Origin of the sequence: Streptomyces sp. WG5 (assembly GCF_049974565.1) — a bacterium.
GTDB lineage: Bacteria > Actinomycetota > Actinomycetes > Streptomycetales > Streptomycetaceae > Streptomyces.
The window spans coordinates 70216-88015 of sequence record NZ_JBNGGC010000011.1 but is presented as its reverse complement, the minus strand read 5'-3'; the positions used below and the strand labels follow the sequence as shown (position 1 = coordinate 88015).

15 protein-coding genes and 1 pseudogene are annotated in these 17800 nt (G+C 73.1%); 11 read left to right on the top strand and 5 right to left on the bottom strand.

The features are described 5' to 3' along the window. Positions 1-81: 81 nt before the first annotated feature. The 3 genes and pseudogenes from ACP4IX_RS13690 to ACP4IX_RS13680 form a co-directional block, all read left to right on the top strand. Positions 82-999, top strand: a pseudogene (locus tag ACP4IX_RS13690) (ROK family protein); the annotation flags it as partial. Between the two features lie 200 nt (positions 1000-1199). Continuing rightward, positions 1200-2345 carry an N-acetylglucosamine-6-phosphate deacetylase gene (nagA, locus tag ACP4IX_RS13685; protein WP_426520590.1) on the top strand — a complete coding sequence of 382 codons (1146 nt, stop codon included), beginning with the start codon at positions 1200-1202 and terminating at the stop codon, positions 2343-2345. Positions 2346-2489: 144 nt separating this feature from the next. After that, entirely contained in the window at positions 2490-3467 is a 978-nt protein-coding gene (locus tag ACP4IX_RS13680; protein WP_426555624.1) for a 1-phosphofructokinase family hexose kinase, read from the top strand. Positions 3468-3485: 18 nt separating this feature from the next. Here the strand turns inward: ACP4IX_RS13680 and ACP4IX_RS13675 are convergent, their stop codons facing one another. Together ACP4IX_RS13675 and cdgB are read right to left on the bottom strand one after the other, a co-directional pair. Further along, entirely contained in the window at positions 3486-4469 is a 984-nt protein-coding gene (locus ACP4IX_RS13675) for a carbohydrate-binding protein (RefSeq protein WP_426520594.1), read from the bottom strand. Between the two features lie 118 nt (positions 4470-4587). Continuing rightward, the gene (gene cdgB, locus ACP4IX_RS13670; RefSeq protein WP_426520596.1) at positions 4588-6252 is read right to left on the bottom strand and encodes a diguanylate cyclase CdgB; all 1665 of its coding nucleotides are present in this window, start codon (positions 6250-6252) and stop codon (positions 4588-4590) included. Positions 6253-6685: 433 nt separating this feature from the next. Here cdgB and ACP4IX_RS13665 point away from each other — a divergent pair, with 433 nt between their 5' ends. Together ACP4IX_RS13665 and ACP4IX_RS13660 are read left to right on the top strand one after the other, a co-directional pair. After that, on the top strand, positions 6686-7177 hold the full coding sequence (locus ACP4IX_RS13665; RefSeq protein WP_426520744.1) for a flavin reductase family protein: 492 nt from the start codon (positions 6686-6688) through the stop codon (positions 7175-7177). Between the two features lie 48 nt (positions 7178-7225). Beyond that, entirely contained in the window at positions 7226-7360 is a 135-nt protein-coding gene (locus ACP4IX_RS13660) for a hypothetical protein (protein WP_426520598.1), read from the top strand. A gap of 158 nt (positions 7361-7518) precedes the next feature. On the opposite strand, the gene arfB is transcribed toward ACP4IX_RS13660, so the two are convergent. Then, positions 7519-7956 carry an alternative ribosome rescue aminoacyl-tRNA hydrolase ArfB gene (gene arfB, locus ACP4IX_RS13655; RefSeq protein WP_426520600.1) on the bottom strand — a complete coding sequence of 146 codons (438 nt, stop codon included), beginning with the start codon at positions 7954-7956 and terminating at the stop codon, positions 7519-7521. Positions 7957-8114: 158 nt separating this feature from the next. Here arfB and ACP4IX_RS13650 point away from each other — a divergent pair, with 158 nt between their 5' ends. Both ACP4IX_RS13650 and ACP4IX_RS13645 read left to right on the top strand, forming a co-directional pair. Beyond that, positions 8115-8690 (top strand): TerD family protein, encoded by a 576-nt coding sequence (locus ACP4IX_RS13650; RefSeq protein ID WP_007450822.1) that lies wholly within the window; start codon positions 8115-8117, stop codon positions 8688-8690. 218 nt (positions 8691-8908) lie between these two features. Further along, positions 8909-10312 carry a M1 family metallopeptidase gene (locus ACP4IX_RS13645; RefSeq protein ID WP_426555623.1) on the top strand — a complete coding sequence of 468 codons (1404 nt, stop codon included), beginning with the start codon at positions 8909-8911 and terminating at the stop codon, positions 10310-10312. Between the two features lie 39 nt (positions 10313-10351). Here the strand turns inward: ACP4IX_RS13645 and ACP4IX_RS13640 are convergent, their stop codons facing one another. Further along, a complete protein-coding gene (locus tag ACP4IX_RS13640; RefSeq protein ID WP_426520605.1) occupies positions 10352-12121 on the bottom strand; it encodes a protein kinase domain-containing protein in 1770 nt (589 codons plus the stop codon). Between the two features lie 159 nt (positions 12122-12280). Between ACP4IX_RS13640 and ACP4IX_RS13635 the strand changes: the two genes are divergently transcribed. Next, positions 12281-12781 carry a hypothetical protein gene (locus ACP4IX_RS13635; protein WP_426520607.1) on the top strand — a complete coding sequence of 167 codons (501 nt, stop codon included), beginning with the start codon at positions 12281-12283 and terminating at the stop codon, positions 12779-12781. A gap of 50 nt (positions 12782-12831) precedes the next feature. Here the strand turns inward: ACP4IX_RS13635 and ACP4IX_RS13630 are convergent, their stop codons facing one another. Then, positions 12832-13530, bottom strand: coding sequence for a pentapeptide repeat-containing protein (locus ACP4IX_RS13630; RefSeq protein WP_426555622.1), 699 nt, complete (start codon positions 13528-13530; stop codon positions 12832-12834). 232 nt (positions 13531-13762) lie between these two features. Here ACP4IX_RS13630 and ACP4IX_RS13625 point away from each other — a divergent pair, with 232 nt between their 5' ends. From ACP4IX_RS13625 to ACP4IX_RS13615, 3 genes are all read left to right on the top strand, one after another. Beyond that, positions 13763-14941 (top strand): NAD(P)-binding protein, encoded by a 1179-nt coding sequence (locus ACP4IX_RS13625; RefSeq protein WP_426555621.1) that lies wholly within the window; start codon positions 13763-13765, stop codon positions 14939-14941. A gap of 226 nt (positions 14942-15167) precedes the next feature. Then, positions 15168-16670, top strand: coding sequence for an MFS transporter (locus tag ACP4IX_RS13620; protein WP_426520613.1), 1503 nt, complete (start codon positions 15168-15170; stop codon positions 16668-16670). 227 nt (positions 16671-16897) lie between these two features. Beyond that, positions 16898-17779: an aminoglycoside phosphotransferase family protein gene (locus ACP4IX_RS13615; RefSeq protein WP_426555620.1), complete on the top strand. Its 882-nt coding sequence runs from the start codon at positions 16898-16900 to the stop codon at positions 17777-17779. Positions 17780-17800 lie beyond the last annotated feature (21 nt).

Genomic DNA, 17800 nt, shown 5'->3' with positions numbered 1-17800 from the left:
GCTTGTTCGTTTAACGGATTAAGGTCTACACCACGGCAGTGGACTAGACCTCTCCCGGGTCAACGGGCCACACTGTCCCCCGTGAGACATGTCATCGCCCTCGATGTGGGCGGCACCGGGATGAAGGCCGCCCTGGCCGGGCCGGGGGGCGAGCTGCTGCACCAGGCCCGCCGGGCCACCGGCCGCGACCGCGGGCCCGACGCGGTCGTCGCGGGCATCCTGGACTTCGCCGCCGAACTGCGCGCCTACGGTGCCGACCGGTTCGGCGAGCCCGCCCGCGCCGCCGGTGTGGCCGTCCCCGGCATCATCGACGAGGCGAACGGCACCGCCGTGTACGCGGCCAACCTCGGCTGGCGCGACGTACCCCTGCGGGCGCTGCTCGGCGACCGGCTCGGCTCCGTCCCGGTCGCCCTCGGCCACGACGTGCGCACCGGCGGGCTCGCCGAGGGGCGGATCGGGGCCGGGCGGGGGGCCGACCGGTTCCTGTTCGTGCCGCTGGGCACCGGCATCGCGGGCGCCATCGGCATCGACGGCCGGGTGGAGTCGGGCGCCCACGGCTTCGCGGGCGAGATCGGCCACATCGTCGTACGGCCCGGCGGGACGCCGTGCCCGTGCGGGCAGCGCGGCTGTCTGGAGCGGTTCGCGTCCGCGTCGGCGGTCGGCCAGGCGTGGGCCGCGGCCTGCGGCGACCCGGACGCGGACGCCGCCGGCTGCGCCCGGGCCGTGGAGTCGGGGGACGCCCGGGCCGCCGCCGTGTGGCAGGACGCGGTGGACGCGCTCGCCGACGGACTGGTCACCGCTCTCACTCTGCTGGACCCGCGCGTCCTGATCATCGGTGGCGGCCTCGCCGAGGCGGGGGAAACCTTGTTCACACCGCTGCGGGACGCCGTCCGGCGGCGCGTCACCTTCCAGAGGCTTCCGGAGATCGTCCCCGCGGCGCTGGGGGACACCGCCGGCTGCCTGGGTGCCGGGCTCATGGCCTGGGACCTGCTCGGGGCCGGCCGCTCCGGCACCGGCCCGCTCGGCACCGAACGGATCGGCACCGAACGGATCGACAGCGAACAGACCGGCAGCGACCGGATCGACAGCGATCGGATCGACAGCGAAACGTTCGGCACCGAGCCGCTCAGCACCACTTCTTCCGCTTCTTCCGCTTCTTCCGCTTCCACGACCGCGACTTCCCCGGAGGTAACCACCTGATGGCCCCAAGCAAGGTTCTCGCCGGTGCCCGGGTGGTACTGCCCACCGGGACCGTGGACGACGGCCGCGTGATCGTCGACGGCACGCGGATCACGGACACGGCGCCCCCTCACGCCGAGGTCCTCGACCTGTCGGGCCACTGGGTGGTCCCCGGCTTCGTCGACATCCACAACCACGGCGGCGGCGGCGCCTCCTTCACCGGCGGCACCGCCGAGGACATCCTCAAGGGCGTCGAGACCCACCGCCTGCACGGCACCACCACGGTCGTCGCCTCCGCCGTCACCGGCGACCTGGACTTCCTGGCCCGGCAGGCCGGGCTGCTCGCCGAGCTGGCCCAGCAGGGCGACGTCGCCGGCATCCACTTCGAGGGGCCGTTCATCTCCCCGTGCCGCAAGGGCGCCCACGACGAGCAGCTGCTGCGCGACCCCGATCCGGCCGAGGTCCGCAAGCTCGTCGACGCCGCGCACGGCCACGCGAAGATGCTGACGCTCGCCACCGAGCTGCCGGGCGGCCTGGACTCCGTACGGCTGCTCGCGGAGCACGGCGTGATCGCCGCCATCGGGCACACGGACGCGACGTACGAACAGACGCGCCAGGCCATCGACGCGGGGGCGACGGTCGCCACGCACCTCTTCAACGCCATGCCGCCGCTCGGCCACCGCGCCCCCGGCCCGATCACGGCGCTGCTGGAGGACGAGCGGGTCACCGTCGAGCTGATCAACGACGGCACCCATCTGCACCCGGCGGCGCTCCGGCTCGCGTTCCACCACGCGGGCGCCGCCCGGGTCGCCTTCATCACCGACGCGATGGACGCGGCCGGTTTCGGTGACGGCCGCTACCTGCTCGGCCCGATGGAGGTCGACGTCTCGGACGGTGTGGCCCGGCTGGTGGAGGGCGGCTCGATCGCAGGCTCGACGCTCACCCTGGACCGCGCCTTCAAGCGGGCGGTGACCGTGGACGGGCTGGCCGTGGAGGACGTCGTCGCGGCGATCTCCGCCAACCCGGCCCGGCTGCTGGGCCTCGCCGACCGGGTCGGCTCCCTGGAGCCCGGCAAGGACGCCGACCTGGTGGTCCTGGACGCCGCGTTCGACCTGGTGGGCGTCATGCGCCGGGGCGCATGGGTGGTCGATCCCCACCTGGGCTGATCCGTCCGCGGGTCCGCTCCCGGGCCGGCCCACGGTGGCCGGACCGGGGGGTGGGCCGACCGCCGCCCTTTTGGCATGATCGTGTCCATGGACGGCCGCCTCTGCGCGGGAGGCGGCCACAGGCGATCGGGGGAGGCCGCACAGGTGACGCAGGCGACACGGGCGACACGGGCGACACGGGCGACACGGGCGATCCTCACCGTCACACTGAACACCGCTCTTGACATCACCTACCGCGTCCCCCGCCTCAGGCCTCACGCCTCCCACCGGGTCACCGAGGTGACGGAGCGGTCCGGCGGCAAGGGGCTGAACGTGGCCCGGGTGCTGGCGGCCCTCGGGCACGAGGTGACGGTCACCGGCTTCGCGGGCGGCAGCACGGGAGACGTCGTGCGCGAGGGGCTCACCGGCGTGCCCGGGGTGACCGACGCGCTCGTGCCGGTCGCGGGGGCGACCCGGCGCACCGTCGCCGTCGTGGACGAGCGCACCGGCGACACCACCCAGCTCAACGAGCCCGGACCGGCCGTCGCACCCGCCGAGTGGAACGCCTTCCAGGACGTCTACGAGGATCTGCTCGCCGGTGCCTGTGCGGTGGCCCTGTGCGGAAGTCTGCCGCCGGGCGTTCCGGTGGGCGCCTATGCCGGGCTGGTGCGCACGGCGCGCGCCGCGGGCGTGCCGGTGCTGCTGGACACCGGCGGGGAGCCGCTGCGCCGGGGGCTCGCCGCCCGCCCGGACCTGATCAAACCGAACGCCGACGAGCTGGCCGAGCTGACCGGCTCGCACGAGCCGCTGCGGGCCACGCAGGACGCCCGGCGCCGCGGTGCCCGCTCGGTGGTCGCCTCGCTGGGCGCCGAGGGGCTGCTCGCGGTGACCCCGGAGGGCCGCTGGCGCGCCGCCCCGCCCGCCCGCGTGCACGGCAATCCGACGGGTGCGGGCGACTCGGCGGTGGCGGGGCTGCTCTCCGGCCTGGTCGAGAACCTGCCCTGGCCGGACCGCCTGGCCCGCGCGGTCGCCCTGTCCACGGCGACGGTGCTGGCACCGGTGGCGGGCGAGTTCGACCGGGCGGCGTACGAGGATCTGCTCGGACGCGGGGTCGCGGTGACGGCGGAGGCCGACGCGGCGTGACGCCCCGGCCCGCGACGCCTACTCCTTGACCTGGCCCTTCTTCAGGGAGAACTGGTCCAGCAGCACGTTGCACTTGTCGCCGTCGGCGCAGGAGAGCGAGATGGTGTTGGTGCCCTTGTTCAGGGTGGGCCAGGCGTAGGTGGTGGTCCAGCCCTTGGCGAACTCGCCGTCCTTGGCGCCGGTGAAGTTGCCCATGTTCAGCTTGCTGCCGAACTCCTTGCCGTTGACCGTCAAGGTCATCGACTGGTCCTCGCCGGCCGCGCTGTACCCGGTGAAGAGGGTGTAGGTGCCGTCCTCGGGGATGCCGTCCACGGTCCAGGTGACCGAGGCACCGGGCTGGTTGAGATTGGCCACGTAGACGCCGGCGTCCGACCGGGCGCCCTCGATCTCCGACGCCGTGGCCACGCCGGGCGACAGCCGCAGCGCCTTCGCGTCGATCGCCGGGAGCTCGCCCTCTTCCTCGGCACCCTCACTGGCCGACGGGCTCGGGTCGGTGGTCTGGGACTGGGTCGGGGTGGGGTCGCCGGCGGCCTCGTTGCCGCCCTTCTCGTCGTCCGAGCCGCTGCTGGTCATGGCCACGGCGATTCCGACGACCACCGCGGCGACGACCGCGACCGCGCCGATCAGCAGGCCCTTGGTGTTGGGGCCGCGCCGTCCGCCGCCCCCTCCGTGCCCGGAGTGCTGCGGGGCGTGGGGAGCACCGCCGCCGGGGAAGGTCTCCGGCGCGGCGTAGTGCGCGTTCGGCCTGCCGTGGGCACCCTGCGGCTGGCCGTAGGCGCCCTGCTGCTGCGGGGCGGGCTGGCCGTAGGCGCCGGTCGGCCCGGCCTGGCCCTGCGGTGCCCCGTACTGCCGTGTGCCGACGGGACGCACCCGGTTGACGGAGTTCGGGTAGCCGTAGCCACCGGACGGCGGCTGGGCTCCGTTGGCCTGCCCGTCGGCGTAGAGGTAGCCGAAGGGGTCGTCGTCCTCGGGCGTGCTCGCGCCGTTGTTGCCGGGCGTCATCCCTAGGTCTCCTAACCAGATGCGGTGCGCGTGCGGTACGGGTGTGAGACAGCGAGCCTACCCGCTCCCACTGACCCGAACGGGTGACTCATACCGCATCAACGCGCTGACCTGGTGATCATCCGGCTCGGCGGTGCTGTTTGGGACGAGATCGTTTCTCGACGTACATGCGTTCGTCGGCGGACTTCAGTACTTCGTCCGCCGTCATGCCGCAGTGGGCCCACCCGATGCCGAAGCTGGCGCCCACGCGGACGGCCCGCCCCTCGGCCCGGATCGGCTGGATGATCTCGTTGCGCAGACGGACGGCGAGGTCCTGGGCGTCGGCCTGGCCGAGCCCGTTGGCGAGGATCACGAACTCGTCACCGCCGAGCCGGGCCACCGTGTCGCCGTCGCGCACGCCGTCGCTGAGCCGGCGGGCGACCTCGATGAGCACGGCGTCGCCGGCGTTGTGCCCGAACCGGTCGTTGATCGACTTGAAGCCGTCCAGGTCGCAGAAGAGGACCGCGAGGCCCTTGGTGCCGTCGTCCCGGCCGTCCTCGGGGGCGACGGCGTGCACGTGGTGGTCGTAGGCGCCGTACGGATCGGCGGCCGCCCCGAAGTCGAAGGTGTGGCCGCCGGAGTCGAACACGGCGGAGTCCCCGTAGGCGGCGTCCATGGCGTCCACCACGCCGGCGTGCGACGACTGCGGGCGCCGGCACAGCCGGGCGGCGAGACGGGAACGCAGCTCGGCGGAGTTCGGCAGGCCGGTGAGGGAGTCGTGGGAGGCGCGGTGGGCGAGCTGGAGCTCGCGGCGCTTGCGTTCCTCTATGTCCTCGACGTGGCTGAGCAGGAAACGCGGCCCGTCGGCGGCGTCGGCGACGACGCTGTTGCGCAGGGAGACCCACACGTAGGTGCCGTCGCGGCGGCCCAGGCGCAGCTCGGCGCGTCCGCCCTCGGCGGAGGTGCGCAGCAGGGTGCCGATGTCCTCGGGGTGGACGAGGTCGGAGAAGGCGTAGCGGCGCATCGCGGAGGCGGGGCGGCCGAGCAGGCGGCACAGGGCGTCGTTGGAGCGCAGGATGCGGCCGTGCTGGTCGCCGCCCATCTCGGCGATGGCCATGCCGGAGGGGGCGTACTCGAAGGCCTGCCGGAAGCTTTCCTCGCTGGCCCTGAGTGCCTGCTGGTCGCGTTCCAGGCGGACCAGGGCGCGCTGCATGTTGGAGCGGAGCCGGGCGTTGCTGATCGCGATGGCGGCCTGGAAGGCGTACATCTGCAGGGCCTCGCGGCCCCAGGCGCCGGGGCGGCGGCCGTTGCGCGGCCGGTCCACGGACAGGACGCCGACCAGCTCGCCGCTGTTGCCGCCGCCCTGCGGGCCCGGCGCGTACATCGGGGCGAAGAGCCGGTCCGAGGGGTGCCACTCGTCCTCGAAGCGGGGCGCGGGCCCGTCGGTGTACCACTGGGGGACGTCGTCGTCGTCGAGGATCCAGCCCTCGGTGTGGGGTATGAAGATCAGGTCGCCCCACTGCTCGCCCATGGCCAGGCGGCGGTCCCAGGAGTCGCGGGAGCCGACCCGGCCGGTGATCAGCGCCTCGGCGGCCTGGTTCCCCGCGAAGGCCGCCACGACGAGGTCGCCGTCGGGGCGGACCAGGTTGACGCACGCCAGTTCGTACCCGAGGGCGTGGACGACGCCGTCGGCGACGGTCTGCAGGGTGTCGGCCAGACTGCGGGCCGTGTTCATGTCGGCCATGGCCTGGTGCAGCTGACGCAGGGACGCAAGACGGACGTAGGGCTCCGACTCGGTCTCCATGCTCGCCCTCCCCCCGAGACCTCGCAGTGCATCAAGGGTTCTCTTCGGCGCCTTTACTGATGGTGCCCTTGCAGGTTCCCCGCCACTGAATCACAGCGCGCTGCCCACTCGGTACACAGGGTCAACAATTACCGCTTCTTGTGACTCAAGTCACAGCGAAAGATGAACAATTGAGTGGTGTTTCTGCGTTTTCCCGGTGCGTTTACCGAACGCAAAGTTTGTAGGTATGCGCACACCTCGTTCTGTGGTCCTAGGTCCCGGTTCGGGCCCCGGTTCGGTCCGGGGGCCGATGCGGGGCCCGCGGCCCGGCGATTAGCGTGAAGGCGTGCCGAACTCTCCGTCCCTCACGCCCCCCGTGTCCCCCGCGTTCCCGTTGCCGTCGCCCGCCCCCGGGCATGCTGAGGGGGTGAGCAACGAGGAGTTCCGTGCCGCCATGTCCCGGCTGGCCTCGGGCGTGGTCCTGGTGACCGCGCAGGAGCCGCCGCTCGACCCCGACGACCCGCAGGCCCCGCGCGGCGAGGACGTCGGGATGACGGCCACGGCGTTCATGTCCGTGTCCCTGGACCCGCCGCTGGTCCTGGTCAGCCTGCGCGAGGGCTCCCGCATGGACGACCTGCTCGCCGAGCAGCCCCTGTGGGCGGTCTCCGTCCTGTCCGAGAGCCAGCGGCACGTCGCGGGCCGCTTCGCGATGAAGGGCCGCGTCAGCGACCGGCTCCTCTTCGCGGACCTGCCCTGCCTGCGGGGCGAGCGGTCCGGGGCGCCCCTGGTGGGCGGGGCACTGGCGACCCTGGAGTGCCGCACCGAGCAGCGGGTGCCGGCCGGGGACCACACCCTGGTGATCGGCCGTGTGCTGACCGCCGGGCTGCCGAGCCCCGACGGAGGACCACTGGCGTACTTCAAGGGGCGGTACCGGCAGCTGGGCTGAGCCGCGATGCGCTCGCCCGCCCTCACACCGCGCGCCCAGGGTGCGCGCATGACGCCCAGCACCACGCTCCGCCTCGAAGAGGTCACGCGCGCGCACTTCGAAGCCGCGATCGGCATCCGGGTCCGCCCCGACCAGGAGGCCGCCGTCGAGCCGGTGGCGAGGGCCAGGTGGTGGGCGTGCTGAAGCTGGACTGACCGGGCCCGGTGCCTGGGCTGGTCCCGGTGCCCGGGCTGGTCCCGGCTCTTGGCTGGTCCCCGCTCTTCGGGCCTGCCCCGGCTCTTCGGCCCGGCACCTCGGGGGCTCTTCGGCCCGGTACCTCGGGCCGGGCCGCGGTCCTCCGGCTAGTCCCAGTTCTTCGGTGAGCGGCCCCGCTTGGTCTCCGAACGCTGCTTCTTCTCGCGCAGCCGGCGTTCGTTGATGCCGCGCGGGATGCGGGTCGGTCTGCGGGGCCTGGGCGGGGGCGCGGTGGCCTCGGCGAGGAGGGCGGCGAGGCGTACCGCGGCGGTCTCGCGGTTGCGCCACTGCGAGCGGTGCTCGGAGGCGCGGACGGTGACGACCCCGTCGGCCAGGCGCCCGGCCAGCCGCTCCAGCGCCCGCCGCTTCCACACCTCGGGCAGGGACTCGGTCCGCGCCAGGTCGAAGCGGAGCTCCACCGCCGTGTCCGTGGTGTTGACGTGCTGTCCGCCGGGCCCCGAGGAGCGCGAGAAACGCCAGACGAGCTCGGCCTCGGGAAGGGAGACGGAGCCGCGGATGACATGGGGACCGGACATGCCGTCCATGTTCCCGCCCCCGGGCGGCCCACGTCACCCGAATATCCTCGGTCCCGGCCTCGGTAAAGAAAGTAAAGAGAGCAGGAACCTTGTGGACCCCTCTCGTCGTTCATGGGGATAGCTGTAGCTTTCTTGCCGTAAGTAAACGAGGGAAGGGACTCCCAACAATGGCTGTAAGCCTGTCCAAGGGTGGCAACGTCTCGCTCACCAAGGAGGCTCCGGGCCTGACCGAAGTCACCGTGGGCCTCGGCTGGGACGTCCGTACCACCACCGGCACCGACTTCGACCTCGACGCCTCCGCGATCGCGGTCAACACGCAGGGCAAGGTCTACTCCGACGCCCACTTCGTCTTCTTCAACAACAAGCAGACGCCGGACAACACGATCGTCCACACCGGTGACAACCGCACCGGCGAGGGCGCCGGCGACGACGAGGCGATCAACGTCAACCTGGCCGGCCTGCCGGCCGACATCGAGAAGATCGTCTTCCCGGTGTCGATCTACGACGCCGAGAACCGTTCGCAGAACTTCGGCCAGGTGCGCAACGCCTACATCCGCATCCTCAACCAGGCCGGCGGAGCCGAGATCGCCCGCTACGACCTGTCCGAGGACGCGGCCACCGAGACCGCGATGGTCTTCGGCGAGCTGTACCGCAACGGCGCCGAGTGGAAGTTCCGTGCCGTCGGCCAGGGCTACGCCTCTGGCCTGGTGGGCATCGCCCAGGACTTCGGCGTGAACGTCTGACGTTCGGTCCGCGACAGCGAACCGCCGGCGTGAGGCCCCGGTACCGCCCGGGGCCTCACGCATGTCTGCGGCCCTGACAACCGGTGCCAACAGGCGGTCCCCCCAGGCGGTCCCCACAGACGGTTCCAACGGGCGGTCCCAACGGGCGGTCCCAACGGGCGGTCCCAACGGGCGGTCCCAACGGGCGTTTCACGTGAAACCCCTCATAGGATCACGACGTGCGCACCCCCCGTCTGCTCGTGGCCGCCGCCACCGTCACCGTCCTCACGGCGTGCAGCGGTGGCGGTGGAGTCGACGGCACTCCCGGCGGCTCGGGCGTGCGTGACCCGTACTTCCCGAGGGCGGGCAACGGCGGCTACGACGTCAGCCACTACGACCTGACCCTGGCCTACGACCCCGACACCGAGCACCTCACCGGGACCACGACGGTCACCGCCCGCGCCACCCAGGAGCTGTCCGCCTTCAACCTCGACCTCAAGGGCCTGGACGTCGAGAAGGTCACCGTCGAGGGCCGGGACGCGCGCTTCAACCGGGCCGGCCAGGAGCTGACCGTCCGCCCGGCGGACGATCTGGATGACGGGGAGACGTTCCGCGTGACGGTCCGCTACTCCGGCGCCCCCTTGACGGTGACCGACCCCGACGGCTCCGAGGAGGGCTGGCTGCCCACCGCCGACGGCGCGGTCGGGCTGGGCGAGCCGACGGGCTCGATGGCCTGGTTCCCCGGCAACCACCACCCCTCCGACAAGGCCACGTACGACCTCGCGGTGACCGTGCCGAAGGGGGTCGGGGCCGTTTCCAACGGCGAGTTGACGGGCGAGACCACCCGCGACGGCCGCACGACGTTCACCTGGCGCACCGCCGAGCCGATGTCGAGCCACGTCGTCACGGTCGCCGTCGGGGACTGGGAGACCGACCGGTCCACCACCGGCGACGGCCTGGCGGTGTACACGGCCGTCGACCCGGAGCAGGCCGACGCGAGCCGGGCGGTTCTGGCGCGGATTCCCGAGGTCGTGGAGTGGGCCCAGGAGAACTTCGGCCCCTACCCCTTCTCCTCCACCGGCGCGATCGTCGACCGCGTCGAGGACGCCGGCTACGCCCTGGAGACCCAGAACCGGCCCTACTTCCCCGGCGCCCCCGACACCGTCCTGCTCGTCCACGAACTCGCCCACCAGTGGTACGGGAACTCGGTCAGCCCGAAGACCTGGCGGGACATGTGGCTCAACGAGGGGTTCGCCACCTACGCCGAGTGGCTGTGGGAGGAGGACGAGGGCGGCGACACCGCTCAGGAGACCTTCGACGCGCTCTATGACGGGACCTACTACCCCGACGACGACGCGAACGACTCGATCTGGGCGTTCCCGCCCGCGGACCCGCCCGACGCCGAGCACATCTCCGCGAGCCCCGTGTACCAGCGCGGCGCGATGGTCCTGCACAGGATCCGCCGGACGGTCGGCGACGACGCCTTCCTGGCCCTCCTGCGGGGCTGGGCCGCCACCCACCGCCACGGCAACGCGGACACCGGGGACTTCACGGCCTACGTGGAGAAGTCGGCGCCGGGCGAGGACTTCTCGGGAATCTGGAACGACTGGCTGTACGGAGACGGCAGGCCGGAGAGGCCGTGAGGCCGTGTTCCCCTTTCCGCGGTCGTCTCCCCGCGCCGCTCAGGCGGTCTGCGCGGCGCGGGCCCGCTGGAGGGAGGTGAGCCGGGTGACCAGGGCCATCGCCAGCACGGCGCTCACGACGCCGACACCGTTGGCGGACTGCGAGTTGAGGATGGACTCCCTGGCGCCCTCCACGACGTCGTTCGCGTGCCAGGTCCTGAACGAGTCGTTCGCGAACATCGTGAAGTGAGCGAGCCAGAACCACCACCAGGTGTGCAGCAGCCACCGCCCGGCGCCCTTCGGACGGCCGGTCGTCGCCGTCCAGATGTCGTTGGCGATCTGCTTGGGCAGGTAGAAGTTGACGACGGGGATGAACCAGGCGCCCGCCGCCAGGCCGGGGGCGTAGCGGATGCGGCCCGGCGCGAGTGCGTCGGCGTTCAGCCACATGTGGCGGAACCAGCACACCCACACGCCCGCCACCGCCAGGATCGCCAGCGCGCTGACGCTGTCGATCACGTCGGTCGCGAGCGCCCAGTCGTCGAAGCTCCCGATGACGTGCGGGGACTCCTGGCCGCCGTGACGGCCGAGTTGGGAGAACACCTCCCCGAGGACGACGCCGCGGGCCAGGTGCAGCAGGGCGAACACGCCGAGGAAGGCGTTCAGGACCATGGCCAGGCCCCGGAGCGGGCGCACGGGCCGCCGGGAGAACGGGGCGGGAGAGGCCGGGGTGGGGGCGGAGGCCGGCACGGGGGCGGCAGGGGAGTACGCCGGAGACTGCTGGGGGCCCGGCCGGGCACCGAACGGCGTGGGGACCGGGCTCGGAGGCGTCGGCAGGCCGTACGCGGTGGGCGGCGGGCCGAAGCCCGCGACCGGTTCCCCGACCGGCGCCCCGACCGGCAGACGCTTCTCCGGGTCCTCGCTGTCCAGGAGTTGCACGGCGTGCCGGCCCAGCTCCGCCAGCACCTCGCCGGGCAGCCACGCACCGCCCGGCGCGGCGTCCGCGCCCTCCATGTCCTCGATCGACGTCAGCAACTCGTCCGGGGTGGGGCGTTTGTCGGGGTCCTTCACCAGGCAGGCGGCGATCAGGCCGTGCCACGGCTCGGGCGTACCGGTGAGGTCCGCCTCCTCGGTCGCGATGCGGAAGAGCAGCGAGTGCAGCCCGCCCTCGGAGGTACCGAAGGGCATCCGGCCCATCGCGGCGTAGGCCAGCACCGCGCCGAGGCAGAAGATGTCGCTGGCGTACGACACCTTCTCCCCGCGCACCTGCTCGGGGGACATGAACCCCGGGGAGCCCACGACGACCCCCGTCCGGGTGAACCCGTCCGCGGACTGCGTGGACACGTCCAGCGCGCGGGCGATGCCGAAGTCGATGACGCGGGGGCCGTCGATGGTCACCAGGATGTTGGAGGGTTTGAGGTCGCGGTGCACGAGACCGGCGCCGTGGATGGTCTGCAGCGCCCGTACCAGGCCCACCGCCAGCACCCGCAGGGAGGAAGGGGGCAGCGGCCCGTACTGCTGGTCCACGACCTCGGCGAGCGAGGGGCCGGCGACGTAGCCGGTGGCGACCCAGGGGGTCGGCGCCTGGGTGTCGGCGTCCAGCACGGGCGCGGTCCACTCGCCGCCGACGCGCTGCGCCGCCCTCACCTCCTGCGCGAAGCGCCGCCGGAAGTCGGGCTGGCGGGCCAGCTCCTCGCGGACGGTCTTGACGGCCACCGTCCGGCCCCGGTCGGAACGCGCCAGGTAGACCCGCCCCATGCCGCCCTCGCCGAGTCTGCCGAGCAATCGGTATGTACCGATCCATTCGGGATCGCCCGGCTCCAACCCGTTCATTCGTGCTCCCTCGCTCCTGGCGACACCGTGCGCCTGAGGATAGAGACACGAGGCATTCCTGGGAAAACCCGGTGCTCCAAAGGCAGTTGCGCCGTCCACCACCATGATTCACGAACGGCATGCCGCGGTCGGTTCCACGGCCATGACACCATCACCTGCGTGCTCGACATCGGCTACGCCCTCTCCACCCGCTTCCCCGACCCCCCGCAGACGGACTACCGCCGTGCGGACGTCCACGCGCTGCGGCACGACCTGTTCTGCGGGGACGTGTATCTCGCCGACACCAAGGCGGACCGGGAGTTCTCCACAGCCTGGGGATGGGTGCCGGTGCTCGACTTCGCCTGGGCGCTGTGCGACATCGTGGAGCGCGTCGACCGGGACCCGGCGGGCTCCAGGGCCGCCCGGCCGCAGCGGGCGGAGCTGGACTTCACCGAGTCCACCGACCGCCTGCTCTTCGAGCGCCGCTTCGGCTGGGTCGACATCGAGGCGGAGTGGCTGCCGGCGGACGAGCCTCCGCTCTCCTTCTCCCACGCCGAACTGCGCCGGGAGGCCCGGGACTTCCTGCACGACCTGATCGCCGATCTCACCGACATGCACGACGACCTGGCGGACAACCCGGCGATCTGGACCCTCCAGGCCCGCTTCCCGCGGCTCTCCTGACCGCCACCGCCCGCGGGCCCACCGCCCACGCGCCCACGGCCCGCCGTCCCCTACCCCGGCGCCAGCACCCGTAGCCCCAGCTCCGCCGCCAGTACCGGGGCCAGGTCCAGCAGCTGGGCCGGGCTGATCACCGCCCCCGACAGCCGGTCCACGCCCCGGGCCAGCTCCAGCGGTGCGGCGCCGCGCAGATCGACGTCCGTGAGGGCCGCCGCGCTGAAGTCCGCCCCTTTCAGGGCGCAGTCCACGAACTCGACCCGCTCCAGGCGGGCGCCCCCGAAGTCCGGCTCGACCAGAACGCAGCTCTCGAAGACGACGTCCTTGAGCCGGGCCCGGCGCAGATTCAGGTAGTCGATCTTGCCGCCGCGGACCAGCACCCGTTCCAGGACGGCACCGTGCAGCTGGGTGCCGCCCAGGCGTGCGTCGACCAGCTCGACGTCGCGCAGGGTCGCCTCGGCGAGCTGCGTACCGACGCCCCGGACGCCGGTGAGGACCGAGTCGAGCAGCCGGGCCCGGGGCAGGGACGCCTCGTCCAGTGAACAGCCCGTGAGCGCACAGTCCATGAAGCGGGCGCCCGCGCCGTCCTGGCCGGCGAGGTCCGTCTCCCGGAACTCCAGCGCGTCGTAGTCCCCGTCCGGCTCCAGCCCGCCCGCGTCGTACGGCGCCAGCGGTGGCAGCCGCACCTCCGGGCGCCGCGCCGCCCGCACCTTCGTCGCGCCGCCCGCCCCGCCGCCCACCGCTCTCCTCGCCATGCCCCCCATGCTGCACCCCACCACTGACAACCGCCGCTGAGCTGCGCGGACGCCCCTCCCACCGGCCTCGTGTCACATGCGGCGCCCCCAGGGCCGTCGTACTCAGAGAGAAGGCACCACAGCAGGCAGGCAGCACGCACACACGCGGACGCGGACGCACCCGCGGACGCACCCAGCACCACACACCCAGGCACCGAGCAAGGAGCCCCCGACCCGAGGGAGACCCCAGGCCATGCAACGCATCACCGTCATCGGCGGCGGCTTCGCCGGACTCACCGCGGCCATCGCCGCCGCCGAGGCGGGCGCCAAGGTCACCGTGCACGAGGCCCACCACACACTCGGCGGACGAGCCCGGACCGCCGACGGGCCCTACCGGACCAACGACGGCCCGCACGCCCTCTACAACGGCGGCCCGCACTGGACGTGGCTGCGCCGGCGCGACCTGATCGGTCCGCTCGCGCCGCTCCCGCCCCTGGAGGCGGCCCGGCTGCGGCTGCGCCACAAGGGCGCGCTGCGCCGCACCCCGCCCTTCGCCATGCTCAAACTGCTGCGCCGGGGCGTCGGGCCGGCACCCGTCGACACCGACTTCCTGACCTGGGCGACCGGCATCGCGGGCGAGGAGGGCGCCCGGGCCGCGGCCCACTACTGCGCCGTCGCCCTGTTCCACCACGATCCCGGTTCGCTGTCCGCCGCCTTCGTGCAGGAACGCCTGCGCCGGGCCGCCAAGCTGCCGCCCGAGGCGCACTACCCGCGCGGCGGCTGGGCCGGAGTGATCGACCGGATGGCCGCCCTGGCGTGGAACCTCGGGGTCCGGGTGGAGACGCTCTCCCGCGTCGACTCCGTCCCGGCCGACACGCCGGTCATCGTCGCCACCTCCCTCGACGCCGCCCGCCGCCTGCTGGGCGACCCCGCGCTGACCTGGCCGAGCGGGCGCACCACCCTGGTCGACCTGGCCGTACAAACCCGGCGCGGCGACGCCTTCGCGGTCTCCGACCTGGACGCGCCGGGCTGGATCGAGCGGTTCACGGCGCAGGACCGCACCCTGGCACCGGCGGGCGAGCAGCTGGTCCAGGGGCAGATCCCCATCGCGCCCCACGAGTCGAAGGCCGACGGCACCGCCCGTGCCGAGCAGCTGCTCGATCTCGGCTTCCCCGGCTGGCGCGAGCGCCTCGTCTGGCGGCGCGAGGCGATCGCGAACGGCCGCACCGGCGCGGTCGACCCGCCCGGCACCACGTGGCGCGACCGGCCCGCCGTCGACCGCGGCGACGGTGTCTGCCTCGCCGGTGACCAGGTCGCCGCGCCGGGCCTGCTGTCGGAGGTCTCCTTCAACAGCGCCCTGACGGCGGTGTCGGTGGCCCTCGGGCGGCGGGAGCTCGACGCCAACGGCCCGGGACTCAAGGCCCAAGGCTGACGTCACAGGGCTGACGTCACAGGCTGACGTCACAGAGTTGAAGCCGCGGGACGGAAGTCAGCGGGCGAGAAGTCACGGCACCGAAGTCACGGGGTCCCTCGCGAGAGGGAAACGGCCCCCGGCGGCCGGCCCGGATCCACGCCCGTCCGGGCGGCGTCGTGACAGTGAGTGACGGCATCTCACGGAACAGGATGCGATACGCCCCGATTCATGGTCTTCTGGCCAGATGAGTGGCACCTGGACAGGTGGGCCGGCCGCGCCCGCGGAGGCCGACCCCCGCCGTTGGTGGGCGCTGGTGGTGATCGCCCTGGCCCAGCTGATGGTCGTACTCGACGCGACCATCGTGAACCTCGCGCTGCCCTCCGCGCAGCGCGACCTGGGCATGTCCGACGCCAACCGCCAGTGGGTGATCACCGCCTACACCCTCGCCTTCGGCGGTCTGCTGCTGCTCGGCGGCCGGGTCGCGGACCTGGTCGGACGCAGACGCACCTTCATCGTCGGGCTGGTCGGCTTCGCCGCCGTCTCCGCGATCGGCGGCGCCGCCACCACCCCGGCGATGCTCTTCGGCGCCCGCGCCCTCCAAGGCGTGTTCGCCGCCGTCCTCGCGCCGTCCGCGCTGTCCCTGCTGGCGACGGCCTTCACCGACCCGAAGGAACGCGGCAAGGCCTTCGGCATCTACGGCACGCTGGCCGGCAGCGGCGCCGCCGTCGGTTTCATCGTCGGCGGCGTGCTCACCGAGTACCTGAACTGGCGCTGGTGCCTGTACGTCAACACACCCATCGCCGTCGCCGCCGTGATCGGCGCCCTCCTCCTGCTGCGCGACCGGCCCGGGCACACCGGCGCCCGCCTCGACGTCCCCGGCGCGGTCCTCGGCTGCGGCGGCCTGGGCGCCCTCGTGTACGGCTTCAGCGAGGCGCAGCCGCGCGGCTGGACCGACCCGCTGGTACTGGCGCTGTTCGCCGCGGGCGCCGTACTCCTCGCGGTCTTCGTGTGGTGGCAGACCCGTGCCCCGAGCCCCCTGCTGCCGCTGCACGTCATCCGCGACCGCAACCGCGCCGGCTGCTTCCTGACGATGATGCTGGCCGTCATCGGCATGTTCGGGATGTTCCTGTTCATGACCTACTACCTCCAGACCGTCCTCGGCTACTCCCCCGTGCGGACCGGCCTGGCGTTCCTGCCGATGACCGCCACGATCGTCATCGGCTCCACCCAGATCTCGGCCCGGCTGCTGCGCCACGTGGGCCCGCGCATGCTGATGGTCCCCGGCATGCTCCTCGCCTCCGGCGGCATGGTGGTCCTCACCCGGATGACCGTGGACTCGGAGTACGTCTCCGAGCTCCTGCCCGCGCTGATCCTGATGGGCCTCGGCATGGGCCTGACCTTCATGCCGGTCTTCTCCACCGCCACCGCCGGGGTCGCCCCGCGGGACTCCGGCGTGACCTCGGCGACGGTCAACACCGCGCAGCAGGTGGGCGGCTCCATCGGCACGGCGCTGCTCAACACCGTCGCCACCAGCGCCGGCGCGTCCTACGTCGCCTCCCACCTCACCGACCCGTCGCAGCGGGCGTCGGTCGTCCGGGAGGGCATCGTGCACGGCTACACGGTCGCCATCTGGCTGGCCGCCGGCATCATGCTGCTGGCCGGCCTCGTCGCGGGCCTGATGGTGACGGCCAAGGCCCCGGCACACGACGCCCCCGCCGACCGGCCGGTGCCGGAACCGGTGGCCTGAGGGGCCCGCACCGCGCGGGACCCGCGCAAGACCCGCGCGGAAGTCGCGCGGGAGTCGTCGGCACCCGCCGAGCCCACCGGGCCGCCGGGTCGCCCGGCCGCCGGACGCGCCGTGACCACCGGGCCGCCGGCACCGCCAAGACCACCGAGGCCGCTCAGGCCACCCAAGCCACAAAGACCCGATATCCACGTGCCCTCTCGGCCGCGCCCCCGGTAGCGTCGGACGGCATGATCGATGTTCCGGACGCGCTCGCCGCCTCGCAGGCGAAGTACAACGGAGAGGCGGGCCGCGCCTTCGTCGACGCGCTGCCCGCGCTGGCGGCCGACTTCCTGGACCGTTGGGAGCTGCGTCTCGACGGGCCCTCCATGCACGGCTGGGCGGCCCTCGTACTGCCCGTCGTACGCCGCGACGGCACACCGGCCGTGCTGAAGCTCCAGATCCTCGACGCCGAGACCGAGGGCGAGCCCGTCGCCCTGCGGCTGTGGGACGGCGACGGCGCGGTCCGCCTGCTCGACCACGACGCGGCCACCGGCACCATGCTCCTGGAGCGCCTGGACGCGGCCCGCATGCTCAGCCACGTCGAGGACTCCCGCGAGGCCGTCGTCGTCATCGCCCGGCTGCTCGCCCACCTCACCAGGGTCCCCGCTCCGCCGGGCGTGCGCCGCCTCGGCGACATCGCGCGGGGCATGCTGGAGCGGACGCCGTGGGTCCTCGAGCGCATCCCGGACCCGCGGGACCGCCGCCTGGTCGCCGACTGCGCCGCCGCCGTGCGCGAGGTCGCCGACGAGCCCGGCGACCGGCTGCTGCACTGGGACCTGCACTACGACAACGTCCTCGCCGCGGACCGCGCCCCCTGGCTCGCCATCGACCCCAAGCCGCTGGCCGGCGACCCCGGTTTCGACCTGCTGCCGGCTCTCGACAACCGCTACGACCCGCAAGAGACCCAGTGGCGTTTCGACGCCATGACCGGCGTCCTCGGCCTGGACCGCGAGCGGGCCCGCGCCTGGTCGCTCGGCCGTGTCCTGCAGAACTGCCTGTGGAACGTCGAGGACGGCGACCCGCTGGAGGCCGAGCAGCTGGAGATCGGGCGGCTGCTGCGGGCGGCGTGAGCTGTCGGTGCCCGGGGTGCT